The organism is Nocardiopsis sp. N85, from assembly GCF_028882275.1.
Lineage (GTDB): Bacteria > Actinomycetota > Actinomycetes > Streptosporangiales > Streptosporangiaceae > Nocardiopsis > Nocardiopsis lambiniae.
The window spans coordinates 1-26,986 of sequence record NZ_JARBUT010000032.1; the positions used below are offsets into that span (position 1 = coordinate 1).

Genomic DNA, 26,986 nt, shown 5'->3' on the forward strand with positions numbered 1-26,986 from the left:
CGGGGTAGTCGGCCGCGATGATCTCGATAGCGGACGGGTGCCCGTGCAGGGCCGCACGCTCTCTGGCGTGCTGGTCGGTCATCATCGCTCACCTCAGGGGGAAGTCGTGGTGATGACGACGCTACGGAGCGCACAAGACCCCGGTGTTCCGCTTTGGAACACCGGGGTCCTTGACTCGGATCAGCTGATCCGCATACGCCTGGCCAGACCGCGCAACGGCTCCGGGATGGACCGGTGGACGTCGACCAGGTGCCCCGCCACCGACCGCGCCGAAGGGTGGTACCGGGTCATCTGCGGTGCCGAACGCTCCGCCGTCACCAGTCGTCCCAACGCCTTCTCGTGCTTTCCGACCTCGACCAGGGCGCGCGCCATGTCGATGTCGTGGTGTGCCCGACGCTCCGCCGGGAGCGTGGCCAACGTCCGCTCGGAGATCAGGGTGTCCCGGCGTAGGGCCTCGTCGTAGTCGCCCATCTCCACGGCGACCGCGCACCCGTGGATCTGCACGTTCGCCGGGTTGAACTGCAAGGCGTACCAGTCCTGGGCGCGCTTGGGGAGCTTGCGCGCGGTCTCTTCCGCCTGCCCGAAGTGCTCCCAGGCGTCGCCCTCGGTCGTCGAGCCGGTCGAGGTGCCCCGCGCCGACAGGACAGCGGAACGGAGCTGCAAGGCGCCGTGGACGGCGAGGGCTTGGGGTGAGTCCTGGTCGACGGCCGAAGCCGCGGTACGCACGAGGTGGAGTCCGGCCACCCATGAGCCGTACATCATCATCATGAGCGCGCGGGAGAGCTGGGCCAGGGCCGGAAGGTTGGGATCGTCGCCCCGGGCCGCACTCGCCGCGGCGTCCTTGATCGCCGATGTCGCGAGATCGGTGTAGCCCAAGCGTCGGGAGAGGGACACCGCCAGGGCCTGGGCGGCGTTGACGTGCCGCCACACCCGAGGGTCCCCGCTGGTGTGCGCGTGCACGGCAAGCTCGGAGAGTACGGCCGGGAGACGGGTACCGACCTGAAGGTGTTTGGCATCTTTGGAAGCCGACCGCAACGCCTCGACCTCCCGGGCGAGGAGGCTCACCGGGCGGGGTTCCACGCCCAACTCCGGGGGGACGTCCACGACGTCGAGCGCGCGCCGAACCTCCGGGATGGTCGCGTGGACACGGTCCCGGGCGGGGGTGTCACCCCGGTAGGGCTGTCCGAAGACCTCGGTCGGGTCCACCGATAGCGCGGTGGAGACGGCGGCGATGAACGCAGGGGTGGCCAAGCTGTGGCCGCTCTCGACCTTGGCGATCAAGCTCCGTGACACGTGGCTCCGGGAGGCGAGCCCGTGTTGTGTGAAGCCGCGGAGCTTGCGCAGCCGGGCGACTCGTTGGCCGGTGGTCTCCTCGGTATCCTGAACAGGCATGGCCCCGCCTTCCTGATTGGTCGCACTCTCAGAGTAGGGCGGGGCTTTCCCCTTTGTCAGGAGTCAAGCGGGAACGACAATAGGGCCAGCCCCGTTCACGCCTTGGGCGTCACCCGCTCTGGTAACAGCGGTTCCGGTCGCAGCCCCGCCGCTCCGTGCACCCGAACCGTCCGGCGAGCTCCCGACCGGTCAACCGCACCCCATCAGCAAGAGCAGCATGGGACACCCGCCGCGCGGCGGCACGGTCGCCCGTGGCCGTCTCGCCGTTGTCACCCCTGGCGTCGTTGAGCAATACCGTCATCACCTCCCGGGAGCCGTCGGCACCCCACCGGCACGAGGACGGCACGCCCTCACCGCCCAGCACGAACGGCTGCCGTGACGGTGGTTCAGGAGCATTCTGCCCCGGGGAGGTGCCTAAAGCCCGAACGCCACCAAAGCCCTCCCGCACCGCAGGTGCGGGCTTCAAGATGTAAGGAAACTCCTCATCATCCGACTCCGGACACGCACAGGGCGTGGGAACGGATGAGCCAAAGGGATCGGCCGACACGAGGTCCCACGCTGCCGCGTTGGGACTGCCCCCGCACCTGGAAGGCAGAGGCCGAAAAGTCGGCGTCCAAATGGATGTGGTCCACTGCGATGGCCGAGGGTGACTCCTCGAAGGTGACTGTTTCCACGGCCCGCGGCACTTTCATGCTGCGCGAGAACGACCCCTAAAGCGATTCAGCACCCTATGGGCGCACGCCTCCATCACGGAAGTTCGCCATCTACGGAGACTTGTTCCCCGATCACGAGGAACGCGGGCGGGGCACGCTCGACTTGTTCCTGTACTCCCCCGGTCGACCCGGATACCGAAGTCCGCCGTTCCGAAAAGACCCGATGGCCATCCGCCTGGAATCACTGACGCTTCGCGGCCGTGCCCGCGGAGGCCGCGATGGCATCAGCCCGTCGCTTCGGAGTCCTTCTCCACCGACGTGGCCCGGCAGCGCTCCGCCTCGCCCGTTGTCACCTCCATGAACCAACGCATGATCTCGTAGGGGATGACCTGATCGTCATGGCCGTGGATATGGACGGTCGGTTCCAGCGCCGGATCCTCGTCAGGAACGAACGCCACAAGGAAGGCCTTTCCGGGGATGCAGGACACCTCGTCGAGGGCTTCGGGCACGGGGCCCGGTCTCGGCTGGGCTTCGCTCAGTTCCACAGCCCAAGAATCGTCGGGCAGGGCGTAATGCAACTGGATGGCGTAGTGCCGGCCCGCGTGTTCACGCAGTTGGTATGCCATGGAGACAGACTGCCACTGCTCAGGCACGGACACACCGGGATATCCACCGGAGGCCCGACGCCCGACTCATCCGGAACGGAACCGGAACACGGTCGACTCCTCCGCGCTGCGGCGCAGGTCGAAGACTTGAGAGGAGGGGAGTCGGCCGGTAAGCCGGATTCTGTCGGTCCGTGAACGGACCGGGCGGTCATCCATCTGGGATCGCCGTTGCCGACGACCTCGGTGCGGTCTACCCGCGGACTCGGGCGGGCCGCCCTCGATCATCCGCGCGGAGATCCGAAGATCCCCTTTTTGACCTTGCTCCGGGTGGGGTTTACCGAGCCGGCCGGATCGCTCCGGCCGCTGGTGGTCTCTTACACCACCGTTTCACCCTTACCACCGCGTGAGCGGTGGCGGTCTGTTCTCTGTGGCACTGTCCCGCGGGTCACCCCGGGTCGGTGTTACCGACCACCCTGCCCTGTGGAGTCCGGACTTTCCTCGAACCCGCGCACCCGGCGCGGTCCGCGACCGCCTGGCCGACTCCCCTCGCCGGAGAGTCTACCGCCGGTGACCCGGGCCCGGGCCACCGGCGGTTCAGGCCAGGTGGGCGGTGTCGTTGAAGGACCGCATCACCATGGGACCGTCGGCGTAGACGTCCACCTCGGTGAGGGCCGCGGTGTCCAGGTGCATCCGGTACAGGGCGGACAGCGGCGCCGTCAGGGCCTGCTGGACCAGCACCTTGATGGGGGTGACGTGGGTGACCACCAGCACCGTGCGCCCCCGGTGACGGGACACCAGGGCGTCACGGGCGGCACCCACCCGACGGGCCACCGCGGCGAAGCTCTCCCCGCCGGGCGGACCGACCTCGGGGTCGGACACCCACCGGTCGACCGCCTCCGGCGCGTGGATCCGGGCCTCGGCGAAGGTCATCCCCTCCCAGTCGCCGAAGTCGGTCTCCACGAACCCGTCCTCGATCTCCACCGGCAGCCCCAGCGCCTTCGCGGCGAAGTCCGCGGTGCGCAGGGTGCGCTCCAGCGGCGAGGAGACCACCGCGTCGATCGTCCGGGCGGCCAGCCTTCGGGCGACCGCCTCGGCCTGGACGCGGCCCTGGGCGGTCAGGGGGATGTCGCCCCGACCGGCGAAGCGACGCTCCACGGACAGGGGCGTCTGCCCGTGGCGCAACAGCAGCAGTCGGGTCGGCGAGGTGTCGGGCGCACCCCAACCGGATCTCATCGGTTCTCGGGCTCCTCGACACGGACCAGGATGCGACGGCACTCCTCGCAGCGCACCACCTCGTCGGGGGCCGCGGAGCGGATCTCCCCGAGTTCGGCCGGGCTCAGCACCAGCTTGCAGCCGTCGCAACGCCCGTAGCGCAGCGGCGCGGCGGCCACGCCGCCGTACTGGGCGCGCAGCTTGTCGTACAGGGACAGCAGGGGCTCGGGAACGTCTCCCGCGACCCGGTTCCGGTTCTCCGTCACGCGGGACCGGTCCATGACGATCTGGGCGGTCGCGGTGTCGCGGCGGGCGATCACCTCGGTGTACTCGACGCGGGTGTCATGGGCGGCGGCGGTCAGTCGGACGACCTCGGCGGAGAGCGTCTCGACCTGCTCCATCACCTCCAGCACGATCTCCTCCAGTTCGGCCTGGCGGCGGCCCAGGGAGGCGATCTCCGACTGGAGGTTCTGCAACTCCTTGCCGCTGGAGATGCGCCCCGACTCCAGGCGTTCGGTGTCACGGGCGGCGCGGGAGCGCACCTGGTCGACGTCGGACTCGGCCTTGCGCTGGGCGCGCTCGGCGTCGGACAGGTGGGTCTGCGCGGCGATCAGCTCGCTGTCGAGCCGGTCGGCGAGTTCGGCGAGCCGGGTCGCCTCGGCGACCTCGGGCAGGCTCACCACGCGGTGCTCCAAGCGCTGGAGTTCGAGGTCCAGCTCTTGCAGGTCGAGCAGTCTGGCCTGCGCGGCGGGTTCGGCTTTCACGTGTTCTCCTGGCTGGTCGGAAAGGCTGGCGCCGTCCGCGCCCTCACTCTGTGCAGTTCGATGGGGTGCCCGACGGCGGGCTGGTGTCAGGCCGGCGGAATCGCCTGTGACCAGGCGTCCGTCACCGTCGTGGACACACGGGTCTCCACGTTAGCCCCATCCGGGCCGAGGCGGCGCACGAGGGAGTCCGTCAGGGCCGCCGCACCGTCCGAGAGCCAGGGCCACTCGCTCGCGAAATGCGGGGTGTCGATCAGGGCGGGCGCGTTCGGCTCCTCCAGGAACTCCGACGCGGGGTGATGACGCAGGTCGGAGGTGACGAAGACGTCCACACCCGCGGCGCGGACCGCTCCGAGGAGGGAGTCTCCCGCCCCGCCCGACACGGCGACGGTGGTGACGATGCGGTCGAGGTCACCGGCGACCCGGACGCCGGGCGCGGTGGCGGGCAGGCCCCGGGCTACCCCGGCGGCGAAGTCGCGCAGCGTCATCGGGCCGTCCAGCCCACCGATCCGGCCGATGCCCCGCCGTCCTTCGGGGTCGGCGGTGTCGGGTTCCAGGGGACGCAGCGGCCCGGTGACGCCGACCGCCCGGGCCAGGGCGTCGGACACCCCCGGAGCGGCGGTGTCGGCGTTGGTGTGCGCGGTGTACAGGGCGATGCCGGCCCGGATGAGCCGGTGGGCGATCCGCCCCTTGGGGGTGTTCACGGCGACGCTGTGCACCCCCCGCAACATCAGTGGGTGGTGCGTGACGATCAGATCCGCCCCCCAGGTGACCGCCTCGTCGATGACGGCCTCGACGGGGTCGACCGCGAACAGGACCTTGGCGACCCGGTCGGCTGGGTCGCCGACCGCCAGCCCCACACGGTCCCAGGAGGCCGCCCATGAGGGCGGATAGACCTCTTCGAAGGCGGCGACGACGTCGGCGAGTGCGGGGTGTTCGGTCTGGGTGCTCACGGGCACGAGAGTAGCGCCCTCCCGGCCCGGGGCGGGCGTTCGGCGATCTCGGGCGGAGCCCGCTCGACGGTGGCCTCCGTGTCCGGGCACACCACGGCCGCCGTGTACCGGACGACCGGTTGCGGGGAGTCGGCGCTGACGCGGATCCGGCACCCGCGCTCCCCCACGGGTTCGGCCCGCCAGGGGAACGGGCCGTACAGGCGGGCGCGCACCTCGGGGCGGCCGGTTCCACGGTGAGCCGCACCGTGTGGGCGTGGGTCGCCTCGGCGACCCGGTCGGGCAGGTGACAGACCGGGTCGGACAGGTCGCGGGGATCGAACCGGTCGCGGGTGGCGCGGACGCCGTCGACGCGATCCACACCCGCGAGGCCACCCGCCGACCCGGGTGGCGGTGCCCTGTTCGGGACCGGCCGAACAGGGCCCCGCCCTGGTGGAGCCGCCTCGGTCGGCCGGGTCGGACCGTCATCGGACAGGCTCTAAGCTGGTCGATCGATGAGTACCACGCAGCACACCCACCCCCAGGGCCCCCCGTCCCCGGTCGGCGCGCACGTCCCGGTCGCCGGCGGTATGGCCGACAAGGGGTTGGCCTACGCCGAGGAGATCGGCGCCGAGACCGTCCAGGTGTTCGTGTCCAACCCGCGCGGCTGGGCGACCAACGGTGGTGACCCCGCCCAGGACGCGCGGATGCGCGAGCGGGCCGAGGCCGGGCTGCCGGTGTTCGTGCACGCCCCCTACCTGATCAACCCGGGCACCCCCCACGAGGAGGTGGCCGCCAAGTCGGTGGTCTCCCTGGAGCACGCGCTGCGCCGGGCTGCCGCGATCGGCGCGCGTGGCGTGGTCGTGCACACCGGTTCGGCGGTGTCGGGAGGCCGGGAGGCGGGGCTGCTCCGCACGCGGGAACGGCTGCTGCCCCTGCTGGATCGCCTGGGCGGGGAGGTCCCGCCGGTACTGCTGGAACCGATGGCCGGCCAGGGCCAGGTGCTGTGCGCCACCGTCGACGACCTGGTGCCCTACTTCGAGGCCCTGGCCTGGCACCCGAACGTGGGCGTGTGCCTGGACACCGCCCACCTGTTCGCCGCCGGTCACGACATCTCCACCCGCGAGGGGATGCGTGCCGCGCTGGACCGGTTCGGCGAGGTCGTGGGCGCCGAGCGGCTGCGGCTGGTCCACGGCAACGACTCCAAGGCGCCGTGCGGCAGCAACAAGGACCGGCACGAGAACATCGGGGCCGGGTGCATCGGCGCCGACGCCTTCGGGGAGCTGTTCGTCCACCCGGTGAGCGCCGGGGTGCCGATCGTGGTGGAGACCCCCGGCCCGGCCGGACCGCACGCCGCCGACGTCGCCACCCTGAAGAAGCTCCGGGACGGGTGAACCGACCCACCGCCCCGACCCGCGCGTTCGCGCACCGGTGACGGCACCGCGAGGCCACCGACCCGCGCTCGGCGACGCGGGCCGCCCCGCCCGCGCGTTCGCGCACCGGAAGGCGTCGATCGGACCCACCGCACCGGGGCGTCGCCCCGGGTCAATCCGTCCGGTCGTCCTCCTCGCGCTCTCCCAGCGTCGGCAGCACGGGGAACACGTTGAACTGCACCTCGACGCTCTCGGTCCCGGGGTGGCTCTCCGGGGTGCGACCCTCGAAGCGCCGTGCCCAGTCGCGCAGGAACGCGTAGAGCGCCTCGGTGAACTCCCCCAGTTCCCCGGGGGTCATCCGGGCGTGCGTCAGCGAGTCGCCGGCGGCGTCCTTCCACCGGCGCACGTCCGGGGCGTCGGGGCGTTCGCGGACCAGGTCCAGCCAGTCCTGGAAGTGCTCCTGACGCTGGTGGTGGTAACGGTCCAGGACCAGTTCCGCCGCCGGACGGGTGCGCGGGTCGGCCAGGAAGGCGTGCCCCCTCATGTGCCAGCCCCCCGGCCGGACGCGCCACCACCGCTCCCGACCCCCGGTGCGGCCCGGGGCGGCGTCGATGAACCCGTACCGGGACAGCTGGCGCAGGTGGTAGCTGGTGGAGCCGCTGCTCTCCCCCAGTCGCCCGCCGAGGATGGTGGCGGTGGCGGGGCCGTTGCGCGTCAACTCCTCCAGGATGCGGCCGCGCAGCGGGTGGGCCAGGCCGCGCAGCGCCTGCTCGTCGATCTGCATCGGCTCGCCCTCCCGGGGGAAGGCGTCCTCGTCTTCGGAGGTCCGGGCGTCGTCGGTCATCTGGTCGCGGGGTGCGAGGCCCCGCCCTTCACGGCGGGGAGGGAACACCCCTCCTCCTCTTCTCGTTCGGGTTCACGGTAGTGGGCCAACGGGCGCGGCGGCATCGGCGTCGTCCTCTCGCCCTCGGAAGCGGCCGGTGAGACGGGCGGCGGCCTCGTCGCACAGGCGGGCGCACTCGGCGATGGTCCGCCGGAAGAGCAGGGCGGTGCAGATCATGACGAGGCCGCCCGCCAGGTAGGGCAGGGCCAGGTCGATCCGGCCCAGCAGACCGCCGATGAGCGCCCCGCCCGGGGCCAGGCCCCAGCCGATGGTGCGGAAGGCGGTGGAGACCCGGCCGCGCAGGTGTTCGGGGACGACGGTCTGGAAGAACAGCGACCCGGCGATGTTGGAGACGGTCATGGCGACACCGCTCACGGCCCAGGCCGCGGCGGCGATCCGGGCGTCGGCGGTGACCCCCAGCGCCACCAGCGAGCAGCCCATCCCCAGGTAGCCCCCCATCATCACGGCGCGGCGACCGATCGCGAGCACCAGTCGGGCCGCCACCGCCGAACCGGCGATCCCGCCGACGGCGATGGCGGCCATGAACACCCCGTAGAGGGCGACGGGCACCTCCAGCACCTGCTGGACGTGCAGCACCATCACCGCGGTGCCCATCTGCATGCCCGCCATGGTCCCCGCGTTGGCGAACATCATCCTGCGGATGAGGCGGTCGCCGAACACGTGGCCCAGCCCTTCGCGCAGTGAGCGCCACACCCCGTCGGACGGGACGTCGGCGGTCGTCCCGCCGTCCGGGTCGGGCCGACGGCGCAGCAGCAGGACGACGGTGAGCACGAGTACCGCGCACAGGGCGTAGGACAGGGCGGCCCCGACCACCGGGAGCAGGGCGGCGGCGGCGAACAGCAGCCCGGCCACCGGTTTGGCCAGGCAGTCCTGGGCGACCAGGCGCAGCCCCTCCAACCGGCCGTTGGCGCGGTCCAGGAGCCGCGCCGGCACCAAGCGGACCACGCTGATCCCGGCCGCCGGGTCCGAGACGGTCTCGCAGGTGATCACCGTGAACAGGACCGCGTACAGGATCCACATCTCGACCCGACCGGTGGCGACGGTGACGGCCAGCAGCACGACGGCGACGGCGGCGACCGCGTTGGCCACGGTCATGGCGCGCAGCCGGTCGACCCGGTCCAGGAGCACCCCGGAGAGGGGGGCGATCAACAGCCAGGGCAGGAAGCGGGCCGCGAGCAGCCCGGACACGGCCAACGGGTCGTGGGTGAGGGTGGCCGCGATCAGCGGCAACGCGGTGGAGAGCATGCCGTCGCCGAGGTTGGCGAGCCCGCAGGCGGCCAGCAGGCGGTGGAAGGCACCGCCGAGGCGGTCGGTGCGGGCGGGGGTATCGGGGGGCGCGGAGGTCATCGTGGTCTCCTTCTCGGGGTGACCCGAACCTACGCCGAAGATCTCTTTGCAAAGAGATCCCTGCAAAGAAATCCCCGCGAAACCCTCCGGGGTCGGGCGGACGCGCACGGTGAAGGGGAACTCCCGGTTCCCCTCCGTCGTCCCAGGAGTGAATGGGCGACAATGGAACGGGACCCCGCGCGGCCGCGGACCCGCGGATGGACGAGAAGAGGTGGTCACGGATGGATCCGTTCTCCATGGTGCTCGGTGCGGTGATCGCGCTCGGCGGCTTCGTGGCCGGACGCCTGGTCACCAGGCGCCAGACCAAGGAGGCCCTGGCACAACAGCGCAGGCAGGAGCAGAGCCGCGCTCTGGGAGGCGGCGATCGAGCGCCCCAGCCCCTGTGCGGCTGCGGCCACCATCTCGTCTTCCACGACCAGCAGACCAAGAAGTGCCAGACCCAGGTGGTCATCCCGGGCCGTTGGACCGGCTCCCAGAGCTCCACCTACCGCCAGTGCATGTGCCAGGGCTACCGCGGGCCCATCCCGCTGGATGAGTACTACGCTCCTGACCTCGCTGAAGGCAGCGGTTCCTGACTTGTTCGGGCCTGGAAATCCACCCGCGTCCGGCTGCGTCCATGGGCGTCCGTCCGGGTTAGGCACCCTGCTAGGCACCCATTGGAAGAGTGAAGTACCAGATCAGCGCACCCCGAAACCCCAAGGGGGCCAGACGCAGACAGCGTCTGGCCCCCTCCTTCTTCGCCGAAGTCGATGTTCGCCGCTCCGCAGGAGGCGTCCCCGACTGATGGGTGTCGCTTTCAACCGTCCACGGACGTCCACGGAATGCTGCGGCTGTCCATCGCCGTCGGCTTCCGGTTCGAGCGCTTCAGAAGCCCTGTGAGCCGTCGGCTTCCAGCCACGATGGGATTCCTTCGGGCGATCGTGGTCGCCCGCCTGTAGGCATCTGAGGGCGCCGACCCTTGCAACACTGAGCACATGTGACGGGTCGCGGCGTGATCGGTGGTGTGCTGGAACACCCCGGGGTGTTTCAGCCCCTCAATCGGACAGTCGGACACTGGGGTGTCGGGGGTGTCCTAGTCGTTTTTGCTGGTCAGAAGATTAATCGGACAGTCGGACACCAGGGACACCCCTGAACCTGCCCGAAGGTGACCAGTTCATGTGAGCGGACCGGCCGCCCGTAGCTGCGTGGCGAGTTCCGCCATGTCCTCGGTGACGACATCGCTCCCGAGAGCGCGGAAGCGCTCCGCCTTGCCGGCCTTGTTCGCGTAGCCCGCTACGGGGACCCCCATCACCTTGGCCACTTCGATGTCGGTCGCCGAGTCGCCCACCATGAGGCAGTCGCCCGGGGCCGCGGACAACCCTTCAAGCGCGGCCTCAAGAAGGTGGGGGTGCGGCTTCATCAGTTCCGGCGACAACCGGGACCGACCGAAGACCCCCAAGGTGAGCGAGGCAAGTCCGTGCTTGCCCAGGAAGGCATTCACCGCTTCCGGGGAATTATTGCTGACCACTGCCAAGGGCCGCCCGGTCTCTCGGCACGCTTCCATGAATTCAATCGCTCCCGATGTCGGGGATGCCTCAGTGACGGATACGGTCTCCGCTTCCCGGAGTACTCGCTCAGCCTCGGAATGCCACTCGGATGCGATCTTGAAAAGACCCCTGAGTACTTCCATGGGATCCGTCTCTTCTTTGATTTCCAAGGGAACGGAGACTCCGGCATCGACAGCCCTGGAAACCATGTCACGAGCTACCCGGGGAGCCGGGTAACCGGCGAAGGCATCGCAGACAGGGCCGTCGAAGTCGAGCAGAACCGCGCGGCAGCGGCGGATGACGTTCTCTTCCTCAGGGGTCATTCCTCACGCTCCCGGGAGACGTTTTCCCAAATGCTGTCGAACCACATCTGGGACTGTGCAATGTACTGCGATCCCATCGATTCTGAATCCTCATCAGCGGCGTGATGGAAGAGAGTGGCATCCCTCCCCATAAGGTCGAAAATTTCAACCTTCTCCTTGCCAATGGGAACAGTGTTCTCTTTGACCGGGTAGTAGCCGAAGAACGCTTCCTGACTATTGATGATGTACAGCTTGAACATCGGAGCGACGGAGTAGACACGAGTTTTCACCGTGGCACTCTGAACAAGCCCTAGGTTCTCAAGCTCGTGCACCACGTCTTCGATCCCCTGGGTGTAGCGGAGCATGATCCGGCGCATCCGTTTACGCACTTCGGGGTCATCGGACAAGGTGTCCGCTCGGACCGGCAGCCCCATCGGAGCCGAGAGATCAGGAACCAGGATGCGGATCCTGACGCTCTCCGGCGACAGTCGCCCTTCCCGCACCTTGTCCAGTGGCTCTTGGAGGGCGCCATGCAGGGTCTCGCCCCCGAAACCCGCGAAGTCGATGGTCACGTTCTTGGCCGAGAACGCCCGTTCGATGTGGGGACGCAGCCCCACTGGCCGGGATGTGCGCTCACGAACAAAGACGCCGCGGCCCTGCTGGGAGACTACCAACCCTTCGTCCCGCAGTAGGCGGATGGCTTGCTGAATGGTCATCCGAGCCACGCCGTAGGCCTTGGCGAGTTCGGCACCAGAGGGCAACTGGTTACCCGGCTCTAGCTTCCGGGTAAGGATGGCAGCCCTCAATGAGGCGGCTACCTGCTGAAACGGCGGACGGGGGTCTTCCGGGTCAATGCTCATGCCACCAGCCTAAGGGAGCCTGGCTAGGCAGCCTAGAAAGAAAATTCCGCAACCCTCTTGACTGGCCTAGCTTGGCTAGCCAAGCTAGGTGACTAGCAAGCCTGATCAAGTTCCTGCTTCGTAGCCACCAGCAGGGCCCTGAACAGCCCTTATTCCTCATGCCTGAAGGAGGTTCTGTGCGCCCCGACGACCTGCGTTACCTGCCCACCGGGCAGCTATACGCCGCGATCAGCGCCGCCGGCACCCCGTGCGCCGACCCGGTCAACACCGCCCTGTTCTTCGAGCCCGACACCAGCGCCAGCAACGAGGGCGAGACCAAGACCGCGAAGAAGCTGCGGATCCGCTCCGCCCGGGTCCTGTGCGCCGGATGCCCCGCCCGGTCCCTGTGCCTGGAACTGGCCCTGCGGGAGTCCCCCACCGCCGGCATCTGGGCCGGGCTGACCGTCGACGAACTCCGCTACCGGAAGGCCGCCTGATGAGCCCCGTTCACTCCGACACGCTCAACGCCCGCCGAGACCGGGCGGTGTCCCGCCTGGCGACCCGCTCCTTCATCAACCAGGACACCGAGCTGATGCAGCAAACGCAGATGCTCGCGTCGCTCCCGGTGGGCGCCTTCGAGACCCCGACCATCACGTGGGGCCCCTACCAGATCACCGTCGATGGAGAGAAGACCATCGCGTCCCTGGACATCGGGCTGCACCGGATCGAAGACCTTCTCCGGTGCCGGTACGGGCTCACCGATGACGAGATCAAGACGACCCTCACCGAGGGCCAGGTCATCCTGCACAGCCACAAGACGGCGGGAGAGGCCCGCCGTCGGGCCGCGAAGGAAGCGGAGGACGCCCGCCACGAGCGGTGGGTGGCCACCGGCCGCATCTGATCCCCCGCACGACCGACCTGGTCGGCCCCGACGTATAGCCGCCAAGCACGACCCGCCGAGGCCGACCGTTCCAGCAAGGAGACCCACTCCGATGACCGCTCTGACCGCTCTCGCTTTGACCGCCGTGGTGCTGCTGGCCGTCTCCGGTGCCGCCACCCAGGCCACGAAGGCCCGCAAGGCGGTGGACTCCCACCGTCGTAAGGCCGTCCGCCGGATCCGCACCGCGCTGGGACCGAAGACCGTGGCCCGTACCCGCCGCACGGCTCGCACGGGGAGGCGACGATGACCCGTCTGGTCCGTCTCATGGCCCGCCTGGTGAACCTGCGCTGCCCGACCTGCGGGGTCTATTACGACCCCTCCAGCCCAGCCGACAGCCACCCCCACAACAACCACTGAACAGGAGCAACCCCATGGACTTCGAGCACTTCATCAGCGCCGTCGGTCTCTTCGTCCTGGCCCCGGCCGTCCTGATCGGCATCGTCCTGATGGCCGTGTACGGCGGCTGACCCCCACCCACACACAACGCGGCCCCGGCTCGTACCTGCCAGCACCCGCCGGGGCCGCCACCCCAACAAGGAGGCATCACCAGTATGACGAACCAGAACAGCACCTACGAGGGCCTTCGGGCCTGGGCTTCGGGGTTCTCCGTCGACCGGGCCGCCGTGGAACTGCTCATCACCCACGGCGAGTGGCTGATGCGCCGTGACTTCCAGCGGTACCTGGAACCGTACTTCGACGCCGAGGGCCGGTCCTTGACCGCGATCCACTGGGACCAGGTCCACGCCGCCCTGGACGAGAACACCTTCCCCGCGTCCTCCTCCGCCGTGTCGGTGCTGCGCATCGCGCTGTCCCTGGCGCTGGGCACCCCCGTGGACCTGACCTGCGTGGTCGGGTTGGACGCCACCAACACCGCCGCCGTGGCGACCGCGCTGGTGATCGCTGCCCAGCACACCGACCGGATCACCGTCACTCTCGGACCGGACCTGCCGCCCACCCGGTGGCTCAAGGAGGGCTGACCGGTGACCACCACGCAGATGATCCAGAACACCGGCCTTCTCGCCCTGTTCGTGGTGCTGCTGCTGGCCCTGGCCGTGATCGTGCTCCGGCTGGCCGCGCTCCCGCTGGCCGGTGCCGCTCTCGCCTTGGACAGGGCCGCCGACCTTGCCGCCACCCCGTTGTTCCCGCCCGCCGTCGACCACCCCCGAGGAGGTGGCACCGGTGACCGCCGCTGAGGAACCCACCCCTGAACAGCTCCGAGAACGCCTCACCCGCCGTGAGGACATGGCAAAGGTCCGCGAGGAGGTCTCTGCCAAGCGGGCCGCCCGCCGCGCCCAGGCCCGCGCCAACCGCATCAAGCGCAAGGCCCGCCTGACCGGTCTGGAGGCCCGGACCCGGTACGACGTCTACCAGTCTGGGGAGGCCCGCGCCCAGCGCATCGCCAATACCCGCACCATGGCCCTGGGGTTGCTCATTCCCGTGCTGGTCGCCTTCGGGGCCTGGTCCGCTGCCGGTGTGCAAGCCGGGATGGTCACTCTGCTGGGGTTGGAGGAGGACAGTCCAGCCGCGTTGGCGGCCTGGTTGGTCGAACCGGCGCTTCTGGGGATCGTCGCGGGGATCATCATCATCCGTGCTCAGCTCCAATCCGCTGGCGGCGACCTTGATGAGCGTGCCGTGCGCATCGAGTTCGGTGCCCTCGCGACCAGCATCTTGCTGAACTTCGCCGGGCACTGGCCGGAGGAGCTGTCCGGAGCGGCGTTCGCCGCTTTGGTCGGGCACGCCCTGGGACCGGTCGGCGCCGCGGGGACCGCCTACCTCATCAGCCTGGTTCAGGACGGCGTCACCCACGCCAACCCCTGGCGGTTGGACGACGGTACAGAAGCTCCGTCGCTGGTCGACCACGAGGACGCCGAGGAGCCTGAGTACGACTCCCGCGAGCCGGTTCGGGAGTCTCCCGAAGCCGAGCCCGTCGACCGCTCCCGAGCGCCGGAGATGGCTCTCCGGGTGCCCGCTGGCGCGACCCGGCTCACCGTCACCGAGTGCTGCCGCACGGCCGTTCTCCCGGCGCCTCGGAAGCCGCGACGTTCGACCGGTGAGCAGGCAAAACGCCCGGCTCAGAAGTCGGCCCCGTCCGACTCCCAAAAGGAGCGTGCCGACAAGGGCACCAAGGTCCCGGACGCCGCGAAGAAGGCTCCCGAGACCGACTCGCGGGTCTCGCCGCGCCGACTCTCGGACTTCGACCTCGCAGTGCAGCTCCAGGACCGGATCGACTCCCGGGAGCTTCCCGAGAGCCCGACCGTCAAGGCGGTTCAGGAGTCGCTCAGCGTCGGGTTCGAGAGGGCCAAGCGAGTCTTGGCGCTCCAGCAGGAGCGCACCGAGACCACCGTCCCCGGCCAGCTGAGCGTGGTCGACGTCCTCGAAGAGGGGGAGGCCGCCTGATGGGCCTATTCAACTTCTTCGCCCGCCGGGATGAGGAGTCCTTCATCCAGCCCTACGCCCTAGCGGACGGCAGCTACCTCTACCAGGCCCGATGCACCTGCGGATGGTTCACCGACGTGTACGTCGAAGAACGCGAGTTCGTGTCGGCCCTGCGCGAGGACCACGCCGTCACCCACCAGGAATGACCCAGCGGGGCGGCGGCCCCGATCCCGCCAAGAATCCGACCGCCGCCCCACCCCCACCAGCGCGAACCAGTGAGGAGACCACCATCATGACCCGCCCCGGACCCCACCCCGCCCCCTGGGACCTGCCCAGCGAGAAAGAGGAGACCGCCCCTGCTGACGGCAGGGTGGTGCCCTTCCCCGACCGGACCACCACCCGCCCCACCATCGGTGCCGTCCCCGTGACCGGCCCCGCCCCGGCCGAGACCGACGTCGAAGTGGTCGACCCCACCGACGTTGAGGTCCTGGACACCGACGAGACCACCCAGGCACGACCGGTCGACGTCCTGCCCCAGGGCAGCGGCGCCAACTGGCTGGAGGACCGGCGGACCCTGCTGGACACCGCCCCCGCCCTGGTGCCGTCCTACCTGCGCTCGCGGGAGGAGTTCACCGACGCCGCCCGCTTCCTCATCGAGTACTACGCCCGGATGGGCGCCTACCGGGCCACCCGCTCCCCGGTCTACCTGCTCAAGCTCGTCTCCCGGTCTCCGCGCGGCATGGGCCGCGCCTTGTCCCACTGGGGCCGGTGGGCGCTGGACATCGAGGCCAACGAGCTGCGCAAGCACGCCGCGACCGGCAACCGCACCAGCGAGTACATGATGCTGTCGCGCCAGCACACCGTCCGGATCCGAGCCCGGCTGCTCTCCTCCCTGGTGGTCGCGCTCGGTGTGACCCTGGTCGGCGCCGTCACGCTGGGCACCGCCCCGGCGTGGGCGTCGATGTCCGGCATCGTGGCGATGCTGGCCCTGTTCGGCGCTGCCGGACGCAATGCCGACTCCAAGCCCATCATCGACCGGTGGACCTCCCCGCACCTCCAGCGGGAGCTGACTTCGACCGAGGTCGTGGCCGCCCTGGAAGCGATCGGGGTCAAGGGCCGCGTGGACTTCGTCAACCCCATCCAGACCGACGGCCCCGGCTGGCGTGCGGAGGTCGACCTGCCGCCCGGCTACCTCACAGACAAGGTGCTGGAGGAGCGCGCCAAGCTGGCCGGAGCGATGCGCCGCCCGCTGACCACCGTGTGGCCTGAGTCCGACACCGAAGCCCACCCGGGCCGGTTGGTGCTGTGGGTGGCCAAGAAGGACCCGGCCAAGGCCAAGCGCCGCCTGTGGCCGCTGATGAAGCAGGGCCAAGCCGACCTGTTCGAGGACATCCCCTTCGGGTTCGACCCCCGCGGGCGCGTGATCCCGCTGAACCTGATGTACACGAACCTGCTGATGGGCGGGGTGCCCGGATCCGGCAAGACGTCCGGCGTCATGGTCGTCGCCATGGCTGGCGCCCTGGATCCCGCCTGCGAGATGTGGGTGTACGAGATGAAGGGCTCCGGCGACCTGGACCCCGTGCAGCCCGTCTGCCACCGGTACGTGTCCGGTGACGACGACGAACACTGCGCTTCGGCGCTGGACGCGCTGCGCAAGCTGGAGAAGGAGCTCAAGCGCCGTAAGAAGATCATCGCCGGGCTTCCCGCCGAGCAGGTGCCCAAGGGGCGCAAGGTCTACCCGCACCTGGCCAAGGACCGCAAGCTCGGGTTGCACCCGCTGCTCGCGATCTTCGATGAGGCCCACACCCTGTTCGAGCACGAGGAGTACGGCAAGGAGGCCGCCGACATCGCCGGACGGCTCATCCGCAAGGCCCGCGCCTACGGGATCATCCTGGTGGTCACCACCCAGCGGCCCGACGCCAAGTCCCTGCCCAAGACGGTCAGCGACAACGTGTCCACCCGATTCTGCCTCGCGGTCACCGGCCACATCGCCAACGACCTGGTGCTGGGGACGTCGATGTACCGCAACGGGGTCCGAGCCACCATGTTCGACCCCAAGAAGGAGGCGGGCACCGGCTGGTTGGCCAAGTCCTCCCACGACACCCAGATCGTGCGGGCCGCGTTCATCGAGCAGGCCGAAGCGATCGAGATCGCCAAGCGCGCCCTGGCGCTGCGCACCGCCGCCGGCACCCTGACCGGGGAGGCCGCCGGGGAGACCATCACCTCCGAGGACACCACCACGCTGGTCGACCACCTAGCCGCCGTGTGGCCGGCGGGGGAGGACACCATGCACTCCGTCCGCCTGGTGGAAGCACTGGCCTCCTACCGGCCCGACACCTACGGACCGTGGACGGCCTCGGACGTCCCAGTCGGGGAGATGCCCCGGGAGGAGCAGCGCGCCCACGAGACCCGCATGGCCACCACCCTGTCCAACGCCCTCGCGCCGTTCGGAGTGAACACCGGACAGATCACCAAGCGTGGCGACGGAGGGTCCCGCAAGGGAGTCAAGCGGACCGACTTGGAGGCCGCCCGGGTGCGCTCCGGGGCCGCGTCGGAGGACGACTAGACCGCGACCGGGCGGCTTCAACGGCCCTGAAACCGGTTTCGGGGCCGACATCCCCTAAAACCGCTTTTGAACAGCAGTGATGTCGGGTTTCACGCCCGACCTGAACGCCCTGAAAACAGGAATGCGGTCCCGGTGCATAGCCGCCAAGCAACCCACCGGGACCGCACCACTCGCAAGGAGCGACCCCCACCGCGGGGCGAACCCACCGACAGGAGCACTCCCATGATGCAGCACCACCGGACGGAGGTCACCCGGTGACCTTCCTCGACCCCACCGGGGCCCGCTACGGGTTGCCCACCTACCCCTGGGGCACGGCCTGGATCCTCGCCGACCAGTTGGCCACCCGCAAGCAGTTGGACGCCATGGGCCTGCGCCCCGGAAGCTCCTACGCCGACGCACAGCTGATGTGGCGCTCCCGCCGGGCCAAGGGCGGAGTGCGCACCGCCGCCCTGTACCGGATCGACCAGGCCCGACCAAAGGAGGAGTTCACCTCCGCCCGCGCCCGCGCTCTGGAAGCCGCGATGCGCGCCCGCCGCACCTGCCCGACCTGCCAGCAAGTGTTCGTCTACGTCATCCCCACCTCGCTCGGGCAGTGCCCGGCCTGCCACGAAGGCGGCACCCCGCAGACGTGGGAGCTGGAGGTGGCGGCATGAGTACCCCGACCAGCGTCCTGCCCTACGCGATGGCCGCCGTCCGGCGCGGCTGGCACGTGTTCCCGCTGCGCAGCGGCTCCAAGAAGCCCCTGCGTGGGTTCACCGGCTGGGAGCGGCACGCCACCCGCGAGGAGGCCGACGTGATCGCCCACTGGGGAGCCCACCCCACCCACAACGTCGCCGTGGCCACCGGGCCCTCCGGCCTGGTCGTGGTCGACCTGGACACCCCCAAGGACGGCGAGACCCCGCCGCCGGAGTGGGACCGGCCCGGGATCACCGACGGGGTCGACGTGTTCGCCGCCCTGGCAGGGCAGCACGCCGACGGAGAGGTGCCCTGGACTTTCGCCGTGCGCACCCGCCGTGGCGGTCTGCACCTCTACTACACAGTCCCCGCTGGGATCACCTACCGCAATACCTCCGGCAAGCTCGGATGGCTGATCGACACCCGCGCCACCGGCGGCTACGTCGTCGGCCCCGGGTCGGTCGTCGCCGACGCCGACGGTCACGGCCCCTACACGGTGGAAAACCCCGCCCCGGTGGCACCCCTGCCCGCCTGGCTGGCCGACCTGCTCAAGCCCGCGCCACTGCCGCCGCAGCGGCCGGTGCGGGTGCCGGTGGCCACCGACCGGCGCACCGCCTACCTGCGCTCCGCCGTCGAAGCCGAACTCTCCCGGATCACCGACGCCCCGCCCCACCACCGCAACAACGCCCTGTACACCGCCTCCGTGGCCCTCGGGCAACTGGTCGCCGGCGGCGAACTCACCGAAGCGCAGGTGACCGGCTGGCTCTCCGAGGCCGCCGCCCAAGTCGGGCAGACGCCGCGCGAGATCCCGCGCACCATCCGCTCCGGCCTGCGCGCCGGGGCCAACCGCCCCCGGAAGGTCGCCGCATGACCGTCAACCCGTTGGAACCCCAACACCTGCACACCGTCCCGCCGGTCCCGCCCACTGAGCAGGAGGAGGCCGCACAGCAGCGCCGCCGCACCGCGTGGACCGCCACCGAACTCATGGCGGCACAGTTCCCCGAACCCCGGTGGGCCGTCCCCGGCCTGCTGTGCGAAGGCGTCAACCTGCTGGCCGGACCCCCGAAGGTCGGCAAAAGCTGGCTGTCCCTCGGACTGGGGCTGTCGGTCGCCGCCGGGGGCAACGCGCTGGAGAACGTCCCCGTGCAGGCCGGACCGGTGCTCTACCTGGCGTTGGAGGACACCCCGCGCCGGTTGCAGTCCCGCATGGGCAAGATCCTGGCCGGTCGCCCCGCACCCGCCGGGCTGACCCTGGCCACCCAGTGCCCGCCCCTGCCCCAGGGCGGCACCGACGCCATCGCGTCGTGGTTGGACCGCAACACCGACGCCCGCATGGTCGTCATCGACGTGTTCGCCAAGGTCCGCGGAACCTCCGCCCCCGGCGCGTCGGCCTATGACGCCGACTACGCCGCGGTGGGCCACGCCAAGAAGCTGGCCGACACCTACGGGATCTGCGTCGTCCTGGTGCACCACGTCCGCAAGGCGGGAAGTGACGACTTCCTGGCGGAGGTCTCCGGCACCAACGGCTTGGCGGGGGCCGCTGACGCCACCCTCGTGCTCAAGCGCGCCCGCGGCCAAGCAGACGGCATCTTGCACGTCACCGGGCGCGACGTGGACGAATCCGAGCAGGCGTTGAAGTTCCACGCCGACCGCGGCGCCTGGGAACTGCTCGAAGGCCCCGCCGCCGAGCACACCGTGGGCGACACCCGCGCCGCCGTGCTGCGCTACGTCCGCGAGCACCCCGGCGCCCGCCCCAAGGACGTTGTCGAAGGCCTGCCGGACATCGATCCCGGCACCGTCCGCCGGAACTGCTCGCGCATGAGCGAGGCCGGACAGCTCACCAAGGACGCCTCCGGCCGCTACTACGCCGCCCGCGCCCCCGAGGTGTCCCCAGTGTCCGACTGTCCGATTGATCTTCTGACCAGCGAAAACGACTAGGACACCCCCAACACCCCAGTGTCCGACTGTCCGACTCACCCCAACCCCCACCCACGTAAGGAGCCCTTGAGTGATCCCCGTGCAGCCCAAGAAGATCTGGCCCGCCGTCGTCACGGTCATCGTCGTGATCTTCGTGGTTCAAAGCCCCGAGACCGCCGCCGGAATCGTCTCCGGCGCGTTCGGAGGGCTGATGACCGCCGCCGACTCCGTCGGCGTGTTCATCGAGTCCCTTTAACCCACACACCGCTGAGAGCGCAGAAGCGGCCCCGGCGCATAGCCGCCAAGCACACCGCCGGAACCGCACTCCTTCGAGAGGAGCACATCCATCATGACCGAGCACGCGATCCCTGCCCAGCGTCTCCCCCAAGCGCTTTACACCGTTGAGGACGCGACGGAGGTCCTCCGGCTGAGCCGCGCCGAACTCTACGAGCAGATGAGTGCCGGACGCCTGCGCTTCGTCAAGGTCGGCCGCGCCCGCCGAATTCCGGCCAATGCGATCACGGAGTTCGTCGCCCTGTTGGAGAAAGAAGCCGAGGTGACCGTCTGACCTGACGTGTGGCCGTATCACTGATACGGCCACACGTCTCCGCTCTTGGATCCGCCGCCATGGAAAGGAACAAAGATTCAATGCACAACGAAAACGAACCTCAGGAAAGCAAGAAGCGCCGGGGGCGTCGGGGTGAAGGGAGCATCCATTGGGATAAGGAAAAGAAGTGCTATGTCGGGTCGATCTCCTTGGGATTCGATGCCCGAGGGAAGCGCCGCCGACCGAAAGTCTACGGGGCAACGAAGACGGAGGTTCGCAACGAACTCCGGAAACTCCGCAACGAAATCGATGCGGGAGTCAAGTCCTCCGCCCGGTACACGGTCTCAGACGCTGTTGACGACTGGCTCGGGACCTCTAAAAAAGGCCGTTCCGAGAACACGGTGGCCCAGTACCGGCAACAATTCAAGGTTCACATAAAGGATTCCATCGGCCGCCTCAAGCTTCGAGACCTTGAGCCTGAGGACGTGGAGGAATGGTTGGATGACCGGGCCGACGTACTGGCGACATCGGTCCTTCGGCGCCTCCTGTGGATTCTTCGGTCAGCGATCCAGCAAGCTCAGAAACGCGGCAAGGTCATTCGAAACGTCGCCGATCTCGTGGAAGCACCCGAAGGGCAGAGCGGCCGCCCCAGCAAGTCACTCACGCTCCTTCAGGCGCGAGCGCTAATCAGCGCCGCACGCGGTTACGCGCTTTACCCGTACATCGTGGTGATGCTGACGACCGGGATCCGGAATGAGGAGGCCCGAGCACTCGAATGGGACATGGTGGATCTGGAAGGGAATCCAGCAGCAAAACCTCCTGTCCCGCCATCGATCTCTGTGTGGCGCTCTGACCGCGTCGGCGGTGACACCAAAACCCGCAAGAGCAAACGCACACTCGCCCTGGGAGAATTGGCGGTTGAAGCCCTGCGGACTCGCCGCCAGGAACAGGAGCGGCTGCGGGCACAGGCCGGTGAGAACTGGCACGATGCAGGACTGGTGTTCTGCACTGCGCTGGGGAAGCGCTACACGCGCTTCACTACGAACAAGATGTTCTTGCCGATTCTCAAGCGCGCAGGGCTGACGAACTGGACACTGCGGGAACTGCGGCACAGCTTCGTTTCCCTGATGTCTGCGGACGGCGTCCCGGTCGAAGAGATCGCACGCATCGCCGGACACGCCACGACAGTGACCACGGAGACTTACTATCGTCGGGAGCTGAGGCCCGTGCTCACCGAAGGGGCACAGCGGATGGACACGATCCTGACGAGTGAGGGGGAGGACGGAGAGGGTTAGGCACCCTCTTAGGCACCTGACACCCCTTCTTGATAGCTCTGACCTGCACACGGTGCCGTGCCGCCAGTGCATGTGCCAGGGCTATCGCGGCCCGGTCCCCCTCGACGAGTACTACGCCCCCGACCTGATGGAGGGCAACGGCTGAACCCTCCGCGGTCGCAAAGATCCGGACGCCGCGCACGCCCCGACCCGCCCGACCTTTGCGCTCTCCGCCGAGACGCCCCCGTCCCGCACCTCGACCGGCGAACGGGAACGCCCTCCTCCGTTCCGTCGCGTACTCCCCCGACCCCGCGGGGCCGCCCCGGTCACCCCGTCCGCCACCGACTCCCCCACCACCCTCCGAACCCGACAAGCACGGAACGCACGACCTTTCCGCGCGTTCCCCTCGGGAAAACCGAGGGCCCACGCCGGTCCCGGGCGCGGCCGGGATGACAATGTCCGCGGCCGGCAGCAGAATGGGCCCGCACCGAACAGCCGACGAGTGGACACGCACCAGTGACGACCCCTGTGACACCCACGATCGACCAGCGCATCGCCGAGGAACTCGGAGTCGGCGGCCACCAGGTCAAGGCCGCCGTCGAACTCCTCGACGGCGGGTCGACCGTGCCCTTCATCGCCCGCTACCGCAAGGAGGCCACCGGCGCCCTGGACGACGTCCAACTGCGCGCCCTGGAGGAACGCCTGCGCTACCTGCGGGAACTCGACGAACGCAAGGGCGCGATCCTGGAGTCGATCCGGTCCCAGGGCAAGCTCGACGAGGAACTCGAAGCGCGCATCCACGCCGCGGACTCCAAGGCCCGCCTGGAGGACATCTACCTCCCCTACAAGCCCAAGCGCCGCACCAAGGCCCAGATCGCCCGCGAGGCCGGACTCGAACCGCTGGCCGAGGCCCTCATCGGCGACCCGACCCTGGACCCGCAGGCGACCGCCGCCCCCTACGTCGACGCCGACAAGGGCGTCGCGGACACCAAGGCCGCCCTCGACGGTGCCCGCTCCATCCTCGTCGAGCGCTTCGCCGAGGACGCCGACCTCACCGGCCTGCTGCGCGAACGCCTCTGGGAGAAGGGCCGCCTGGTCTCCGCCGTCCGTGAGGGCAAGGAGGAGGCCGGCGCCAAGTTCTCCGACTACTTCGACTTCTCCGAACCCCTCACCAGGCTCCCCTCCCACCGGGTCCTGGCCATGTACCGGGGCGAGAAGGAGGAGGTCCTCACCCTCACCCTGGAACCGGAGGAGGCCCCGGCCGAGAACGCCGACGGCACCGTCCCGCGCTCCTCCTTCGAGAACGCCATCGCCCACCACTTCGGCATCGTGGACCGCGGCCGCCCCGCCGACCGGTGGCTCCAGGAGACCGTCCGCTGGGCCTGGCGCACCCGCGTCCTGGTGCGCCTGGACATCGACGTGCGCATGCGCCTGTGGCAGCAGGCCGAGGACGACGGCGTCGGCGTGTTCGCCGCCAACCTGCGCGACCTGCTGCTGGCCGCGCCCGCCGGCACCCGGGCCACCCTGGGCCTGGACCCGGGTCTGCGCACCGGCGTGAAGGTCGCCGTCTGCGACCCCACCGGCAAGGTCGTCGCGACGGACACGATCTACCCCCACGCGCCCCGCCACGACTGGGACGGCTCCATCGACCGGCTGGCCCGCCTGTGCAAGGCCCACGACGTGGACCTGGTCGCCATCGGCAACGGCACCGCCTCCCGCGAGACCGACCGGCTCGCCGCCGACCTGCTCAAGCGCCACCCCGAGCTGTCCCTGACCAAGGTGATGGTCTCGGAGGCGGGCGCGTCGGTGTACTCGGCCTCCGCCTACGCCTCCGAGGAACTGCCCGATCTGGACGTGTCGCTGCGGGGCGCCGCCTCCATCGCCCGCCGTCTCCAGGACCCCCTGGCCGAGCTGGTCAAGATCGACCCCAGGTCGATCGGCGTCGGCCAGTACCAGCACGACCTCGCCGAGGTGAAGCTGTCGCGCTCCCTGGACGCCGTGGTCGAGGACTGTGTGAACGGTGTCGGCGTGGACGTCAACACCGCGTCGGTGCCGCTGCTGACCCGGGTGTCGGGCGTGACCTCCACGCTGGCCCGCAACATCGTCTCCCACCGCGACGCCAACGGCCCCTTCCGTTCCCGCGCGCAGCTGAAGTCGGTGCCGCGGCTGGGCCCCAAGGCGTTCGAGCAGTGCGCGGGCTTCCTTCGGGTACCCGGCGGCGACGACCCCCTGGACGCCTCCGCCGTGCACCCCGAGGCCTACCCCGTGGTGCGCCGCATCCTGGACCGGGTCGGCGCCGACCTGCCCTCCCTCATCGGGAACAAGGACCTGCTGGGCAAGGTGCGGCCCGAGGAGTTCGTGGACGAGACCTTCGGTCTGCCCACGGTCACCGACATCCTCGCGGAGCTGGACAAGCCGGGCCGCGACCCGCGCCCGGCCTTCACCACCGCCACCTTCAAGGAGGGGGTGGAGACGCTGAACGACCTCGCCGCCGGAATGGTGCTGGAGGGCGTGGTGACCAACGTGGCGGCGTTCGGCGCGTTCGTCGACGTGGGGGTCCACCAGGACGGCCTGGTGCACGTGTCGGCGATGTCGGACCGGTTCGTGCAGGACCCGCGCGAGGTCGTCAAGCCGGGCGACATCGTCAAGGTCAAGGTGCAGGAGATCGACATCCCCCGCAAACGGATCTCGCTGACCATGCGCCTGACCGACGAGACCCCCGCGGGCGGTGACCGGAGCGGCGACCGGGGAGAGCGGCGCGGCGGTGAGCACGGCGGCGGTGAGCGCCGTCGCGGGGACCGTGGTGGTCGCGGTGGCAACGGCGGTAACGCCGGCCGGGGCGGTGGCGGTGGCGGTGGCAAGGGTGGTCAGCAGGCCCCGCAGGGCGCGATGGCCGAAGCCCTGCGCCGCGCCGGACTGAACCGCTAGGGCGTGTTCCTCGCCCGCCCTTCCGTTCCCAGGGCACACCCGAGGCCGCCCACGGGGTTCTGGAGGCCGGCGGAGGGGACGCCCGGGGAACGCGGACGTCGACGCGGCGGCCGAAGGTCCCCGTTCCCCGTTCCCCGGGCACCCGGGCACCCGAGCAGCCGAGCAGCCGAGCACGAAACGCAGCGCAGCGCAGCGCAGGTTCACAGAAGCACGACCTGATCACGTGACGGCCTCCGACCCCGCCCGGGGCCGGGGGCCGTCGGGTACCGCCTCCTATTTGGGGGCCAGGGGGACGTCCGCCCAGACCTCCCGGACCGGGGCGACGTGCCCGGGGTACAGGACGTCGGGGGTGTTCCACTCCTTGACCACGGTGGCCTCCGCCGTCACGGACGCCCAGCCGGGGTCCCCGGTCGCGGCGAAGTCGCGCCAGGCGGCGACCATGCGGGCCGCCAGGTCGTGATGGGCCTCGGTGGGCGCGCCGTCGAGCAGGAACATCCCGAAGTCGCCGTCGAGGTTGCCGAACGCGAACGGCAGGTCCAGACCGTGGCAGGCGCCCAGGCGCCCGTCCAGCACGGTGCTCTCGGCGGCGAACCTGAAGAAGAACGCGCGACCGCCGCCGCGGGCGTGCGCCTCGGCGAAGCGGACGGTGTACTCGCAGAACACGGCGTCGCTCTGGACCGCGTTGAAGAGTTCGCGCACGGAGGCTCCGGGGTTCGCCGCCCGGTAGACCTCCACCGCGTCCTCGCGCAGCCCCAGCCGGGCCACGGTGTCGCGCAGGACCTGTTCGTCGTCGATCCGCACCTCCTGGCCCAGTTCGGTGAACAGCCGGAACTCGTGGGCGTTGTGCCCGATGAGCAGATCGATCCCGGCCGTCCCGCCCCGGGCCGCCGCCTCCAGGGGCGACTCGGGCAGTTCGGGACCGCCGACCACCGGGGCGAAGCAGGTGAAGGGCTTGAATCCGCCGGAGGGCGTCTCGGCCAGGACCACGTCGATCGCGTCCAGCACCTTCTCCGGGGACAGCGCGGACAGGCTCTCCGCCTCGTAGGGGACCCCGGCGGCCGCGGCGATGCGCTCGGCGACGGACCGGGCGGTGCCGGGGGTGATCATGTCGCCGGGCACGCTGTGGGCGATGGCCCGACGGAAGAGACCGCGGGCGTCGGGGGAGGCCATGAGGCACACCACCGATCCGGCCCCGGCCGACTCCCCGGCGACGGTGACGTTGTCGGGGTCGCCGCCGAAGTTCTCGATGTTGTCGCGCACCCAGCGCAGGGCGGCGGCCTGGTCGAGGATGCCGCGGTTGTCGGGGCGCCCGGGAACGTGCCCGAACCCCTCGAAACCGATCCGGTAGTTGATCCCGACCACGACCGGGCCGCTCTCGGCCAGGCGGGTGCCGTCATAGGAGGGCTCGGAGGAGGCGCCGACGATGTAGGCGCCGCCGTGGATCCACACCAGGACGGGGGCGCGGTCGCCGGGGCGGGCCGCGCTCCAGACGGTGAGGGTGAGGCAGTCGTCGGACATGTCGGGCGACCAGGCCGCGGCTCCGACGAGGTGGGGTTTCTGCGGGGGCGGCGGCCCAAAGGAGGTGTGGTCGCGGACTCCGTCCCAGGGCGCGGGGGGCGCGGGCGCGGCGAAACGGTGCTCGCCGAAGGGGGCGGCCGCGTAGGGGATGCTCCGGTGGACGATGACGGATCCGTCGGCGGAGCGCGGCGAGGCCGCACCCCGGACCCGACCGCCGGTCGTCGTCACCACGTTCTCTGTCACTGGTGCCCTCTCCTCGTGTCGTGACCTACACCACACCTAACAACGTTAGGTAACTCGGCGCAAGACCCGCGCCGACGAACACCGACCCGGTCGACCCGCCGAGGGGACCGAGGGAGGACAACGGGGCAACTCGCGGGTAACATACCACCCGGTCGGTAT

The 26,986-nt window shown here is 70.0% G+C and carries 29 protein-coding genes and 1 other RNA gene; 17 read left to right on the forward strand and 13 right to left on the reverse strand.

The window, feature by feature from the left end:
* Positions 1–180: 180 nt before the first annotated feature.
* From PWG71_RS27865 to PWG71_RS27900, 8 genes are all read right to left on the reverse strand, one after another.
* Positions 181–1,392 carry a helix-turn-helix domain-containing protein gene (locus tag PWG71_RS27865; protein WP_274813037.1) on the reverse strand — a complete coding sequence of 404 codons (1,212 nt, stop codon included), beginning with the start codon at positions 1,390–1,392 and terminating at the stop codon, positions 181–183.
* 109 nt (positions 1,393–1,501) lie between these two features.
* The gene (locus tag PWG71_RS27870; RefSeq protein WP_274813038.1) at positions 1,502–1,693 is read right to left on the reverse strand and encodes a hypothetical protein; all 192 of its coding nucleotides are present in this window, start codon (positions 1,691–1,693) and stop codon (positions 1,502–1,504) included.
* A gap of 636 nt (positions 1,694–2,329) precedes the next feature.
* Positions 2,330–2,671: a hypothetical protein gene (locus PWG71_RS27875; protein WP_274813039.1), complete on the reverse strand. Its 342-nt coding sequence runs from the start codon at positions 2,669–2,671 to the stop codon at positions 2,330–2,332.
* 133 nt (positions 2,672–2,804) lie between these two features.
* An RNA gene (gene rnpB, locus PWG71_RS27880) (RNase P RNA component class A) lies at positions 2,805–3,194 on the reverse strand.
* Between the two features lie 50 nt (positions 3,195–3,244).
* Positions 3,245–3,883, reverse strand: a complete 639-nt coding sequence (locus PWG71_RS27885; RefSeq protein WP_274813040.1) for a histidine phosphatase family protein — start codon at positions 3,881–3,883, stop codon at positions 3,245–3,247.
* Entirely contained in the window at positions 3,880–4,626 is a 747-nt protein-coding gene (locus PWG71_RS27890) for a zinc ribbon domain-containing protein (RefSeq protein WP_274813041.1), read from the reverse strand. The genes PWG71_RS27885 and PWG71_RS27890 overlap by 4 nt, the downstream gene beginning before the upstream one ends.
* An 86-nt stretch (positions 4,627–4,712) precedes the next feature.
* Positions 4,713–5,582: a Nif3-like dinuclear metal center hexameric protein gene (locus PWG71_RS27895; protein ID WP_274813042.1), complete on the reverse strand. Its 870-nt coding sequence runs from the start codon at positions 5,580–5,582 to the stop codon at positions 4,713–4,715.
* On the reverse strand, positions 5,573–5,788 hold the full coding sequence (locus PWG71_RS27900) for a hypothetical protein (RefSeq protein ID WP_274813044.1): 216 nt from the start codon (positions 5,786–5,788) through the stop codon (positions 5,573–5,575). Before PWG71_RS27900 ends, PWG71_RS27895 begins: the two co-directional genes overlap by 10 nt.
* A gap of 279 nt (positions 5,789–6,067) precedes the next feature.
* On the opposite strand from PWG71_RS27900, the gene PWG71_RS27905 reads away from it, so the two are divergent.
* A complete protein-coding gene (locus PWG71_RS27905; RefSeq protein WP_274813045.1) occupies positions 6,068–6,946 on the forward strand; it encodes a deoxyribonuclease IV in 879 nt (292 codons plus the stop codon).
* A gap of 151 nt (positions 6,947–7,097) precedes the next feature.
* On the opposite strand, the gene PWG71_RS27910 is transcribed toward PWG71_RS27905, so the two are convergent.
* Both PWG71_RS27910 and PWG71_RS27915 read right to left on the reverse strand, forming a co-directional pair.
* Positions 7,098–7,817 (reverse strand): helix-turn-helix domain-containing protein, encoded by a 720-nt coding sequence (locus tag PWG71_RS27910; protein WP_446725110.1) that lies wholly within the window; start codon positions 7,815–7,817, stop codon positions 7,098–7,100.
* A 24-nt stretch (positions 7,818–7,841) separates the two neighbouring features.
* A complete protein-coding gene (locus PWG71_RS27915) occupies positions 7,842–9,176 on the reverse strand; it encodes an MFS transporter (RefSeq protein WP_274813046.1) in 1,335 nt (444 codons plus the stop codon).
* 221 nt (positions 9,177–9,397) lie between these two features.
* Here PWG71_RS27915 and PWG71_RS27920 point away from each other — a divergent pair, with 221 nt between their 5' ends.
* Positions 9,398–9,751: a hypothetical protein gene (locus tag PWG71_RS27920; RefSeq protein WP_274813092.1), complete on the forward strand. Its 354-nt coding sequence runs from the start codon at positions 9,398–9,400 to the stop codon at positions 9,749–9,751.
* Positions 9,752–10,329: 578 nt separating this feature from the next.
* On the opposite strand, the gene PWG71_RS27925 is transcribed toward PWG71_RS27920, so the two are convergent.
* Positions 10,330–11,025 carry an HAD family hydrolase gene (locus PWG71_RS27925; protein ID WP_274813047.1) on the reverse strand — a complete coding sequence of 232 codons (696 nt, stop codon included), beginning with the start codon at positions 11,023–11,025 and terminating at the stop codon, positions 10,330–10,332.
* Entirely contained in the window at positions 11,022–11,864 is an 843-nt protein-coding gene (locus PWG71_RS27930) for a GntR family transcriptional regulator (RefSeq protein ID WP_274813048.1), read from the reverse strand. Before PWG71_RS27930 ends, PWG71_RS27925 begins: the two co-directional genes overlap by 4 nt.
* A 176-nt stretch (positions 11,865–12,040) precedes the next feature.
* Between PWG71_RS27930 and PWG71_RS27935 the strand changes: the two genes are divergently transcribed.
* The 15 genes from PWG71_RS27935 (at position 12,041) to PWG71_RS28010 (ending at position 25,066) form a co-directional block, all read left to right on the forward strand.
* Entirely contained in the window at positions 12,041–12,340 is a 300-nt protein-coding gene (locus tag PWG71_RS27935; RefSeq protein ID WP_274813049.1) for a WhiB family transcriptional regulator, read from the forward strand.
* Positions 12,340–12,744, forward strand: a complete 405-nt coding sequence (locus tag PWG71_RS27940; RefSeq protein WP_274813050.1) for a hypothetical protein — start codon at positions 12,340–12,342, stop codon at positions 12,742–12,744. Before PWG71_RS27935 ends, PWG71_RS27940 begins: the two co-directional genes overlap by 1 nt.
* A 91-nt stretch (positions 12,745–12,835) precedes the next feature.
* Complete coding sequence (locus PWG71_RS27945; protein WP_274813052.1) at positions 12,836–13,030, forward strand: hypothetical protein; 195 nt, start codon at positions 12,836–12,838, stop codon at positions 13,028–13,030.
* 304 nt (positions 13,031–13,334) lie between these two features.
* Positions 13,335–13,760: a hypothetical protein gene (locus tag PWG71_RS27955; RefSeq protein ID WP_274813056.1), complete on the forward strand. Its 426-nt coding sequence runs from the start codon at positions 13,335–13,337 to the stop codon at positions 13,758–13,760.
* A gap of 3 nt (positions 13,761–13,763) precedes the next feature.
* A complete protein-coding gene (locus PWG71_RS27960; protein ID WP_274813057.1) occupies positions 13,764–13,976 on the forward strand; it encodes a hypothetical protein in 213 nt (70 codons plus the stop codon).
* Positions 13,963–15,180 carry a hypothetical protein gene (locus tag PWG71_RS27965; RefSeq protein ID WP_274813058.1) on the forward strand — a complete coding sequence of 406 codons (1,218 nt, stop codon included), beginning with the start codon at positions 13,963–13,965 and terminating at the stop codon, positions 15,178–15,180. The genes PWG71_RS27960 and PWG71_RS27965 overlap by 14 nt, the downstream gene beginning before the upstream one ends.
* A complete protein-coding gene (locus PWG71_RS27970; protein WP_274813059.1) occupies positions 15,180–15,365 on the forward strand; it encodes a hypothetical protein in 186 nt (61 codons plus the stop codon). Before PWG71_RS27965 ends, PWG71_RS27970 begins: the two co-directional genes overlap by 1 nt.
* Before the next feature lie 86 nt (positions 15,366–15,451).
* Positions 15,452–17,725, forward strand: coding sequence for an FtsK/SpoIIIE domain-containing protein (locus PWG71_RS27975; protein WP_274813061.1), 2,274 nt, complete (start codon positions 15,452–15,454; stop codon positions 17,723–17,725).
* A 254-nt stretch (positions 17,726–17,979) separates the two neighbouring features.
* The gene (locus PWG71_RS27980; RefSeq protein WP_274813062.1) at positions 17,980–18,378 is read left to right on the forward strand and encodes an RRQRL motif-containing zinc-binding protein; all 399 of its coding nucleotides are present in this window, start codon (positions 17,980–17,982) and stop codon (positions 18,376–18,378) included.
* Positions 18,375–19,271, forward strand: coding sequence for a bifunctional DNA primase/polymerase (locus tag PWG71_RS27985; RefSeq protein WP_274813064.1), 897 nt, complete (start codon positions 18,375–18,377; stop codon positions 19,269–19,271). Before PWG71_RS27980 ends, PWG71_RS27985 begins: the two co-directional genes overlap by 4 nt.
* Positions 19,268–20,338: an AAA family ATPase gene (locus PWG71_RS27990; RefSeq protein ID WP_274813065.1), complete on the forward strand. Its 1,071-nt coding sequence runs from the start codon at positions 19,268–19,270 to the stop codon at positions 20,336–20,338. Before PWG71_RS27985 ends, PWG71_RS27990 begins: the two co-directional genes overlap by 4 nt.
* Before the next feature lie 70 nt (positions 20,339–20,408).
* The gene (locus PWG71_RS27995; protein WP_274813066.1) at positions 20,409–20,573 is read left to right on the forward strand and encodes a hypothetical protein; all 165 of its coding nucleotides are present in this window, start codon (positions 20,409–20,411) and stop codon (positions 20,571–20,573) included.
* A 93-nt stretch (positions 20,574–20,666) separates the two neighbouring features.
* On the forward strand, positions 20,667–20,885 hold the full coding sequence (locus tag PWG71_RS28000) for a helix-turn-helix domain-containing protein (RefSeq protein WP_274813067.1): 219 nt from the start codon (positions 20,667–20,669) through the stop codon (positions 20,883–20,885).
* Between the two features lie 80 nt (positions 20,886–20,965).
* The gene (locus PWG71_RS28005; RefSeq protein ID WP_274813069.1) at positions 20,966–22,159 is read left to right on the forward strand and encodes a tyrosine-type recombinase/integrase; all 1,194 of its coding nucleotides are present in this window, start codon (positions 20,966–20,968) and stop codon (positions 22,157–22,159) included.
* A 507-nt stretch (positions 22,160–22,666) separates the two neighbouring features.
* Positions 22,667–25,066: a Tex family protein gene (locus PWG71_RS28010; RefSeq protein ID WP_274813071.1), complete on the forward strand. Its 2,400-nt coding sequence runs from the start codon at positions 22,667–22,669 to the stop codon at positions 25,064–25,066.
* 273 nt (positions 25,067–25,339) lie between these two features.
* Here PWG71_RS28010 and PWG71_RS28015 read toward each other — a convergent pair whose 3' ends face one another.
* On the reverse strand, positions 25,340–26,827 hold the full coding sequence (locus PWG71_RS28015; protein ID WP_274813072.1) for a carboxylesterase/lipase family protein: 1,488 nt from the start codon (positions 26,825–26,827) through the stop codon (positions 25,340–25,342).
* Positions 26,828–26,986 lie beyond the last annotated feature (159 nt).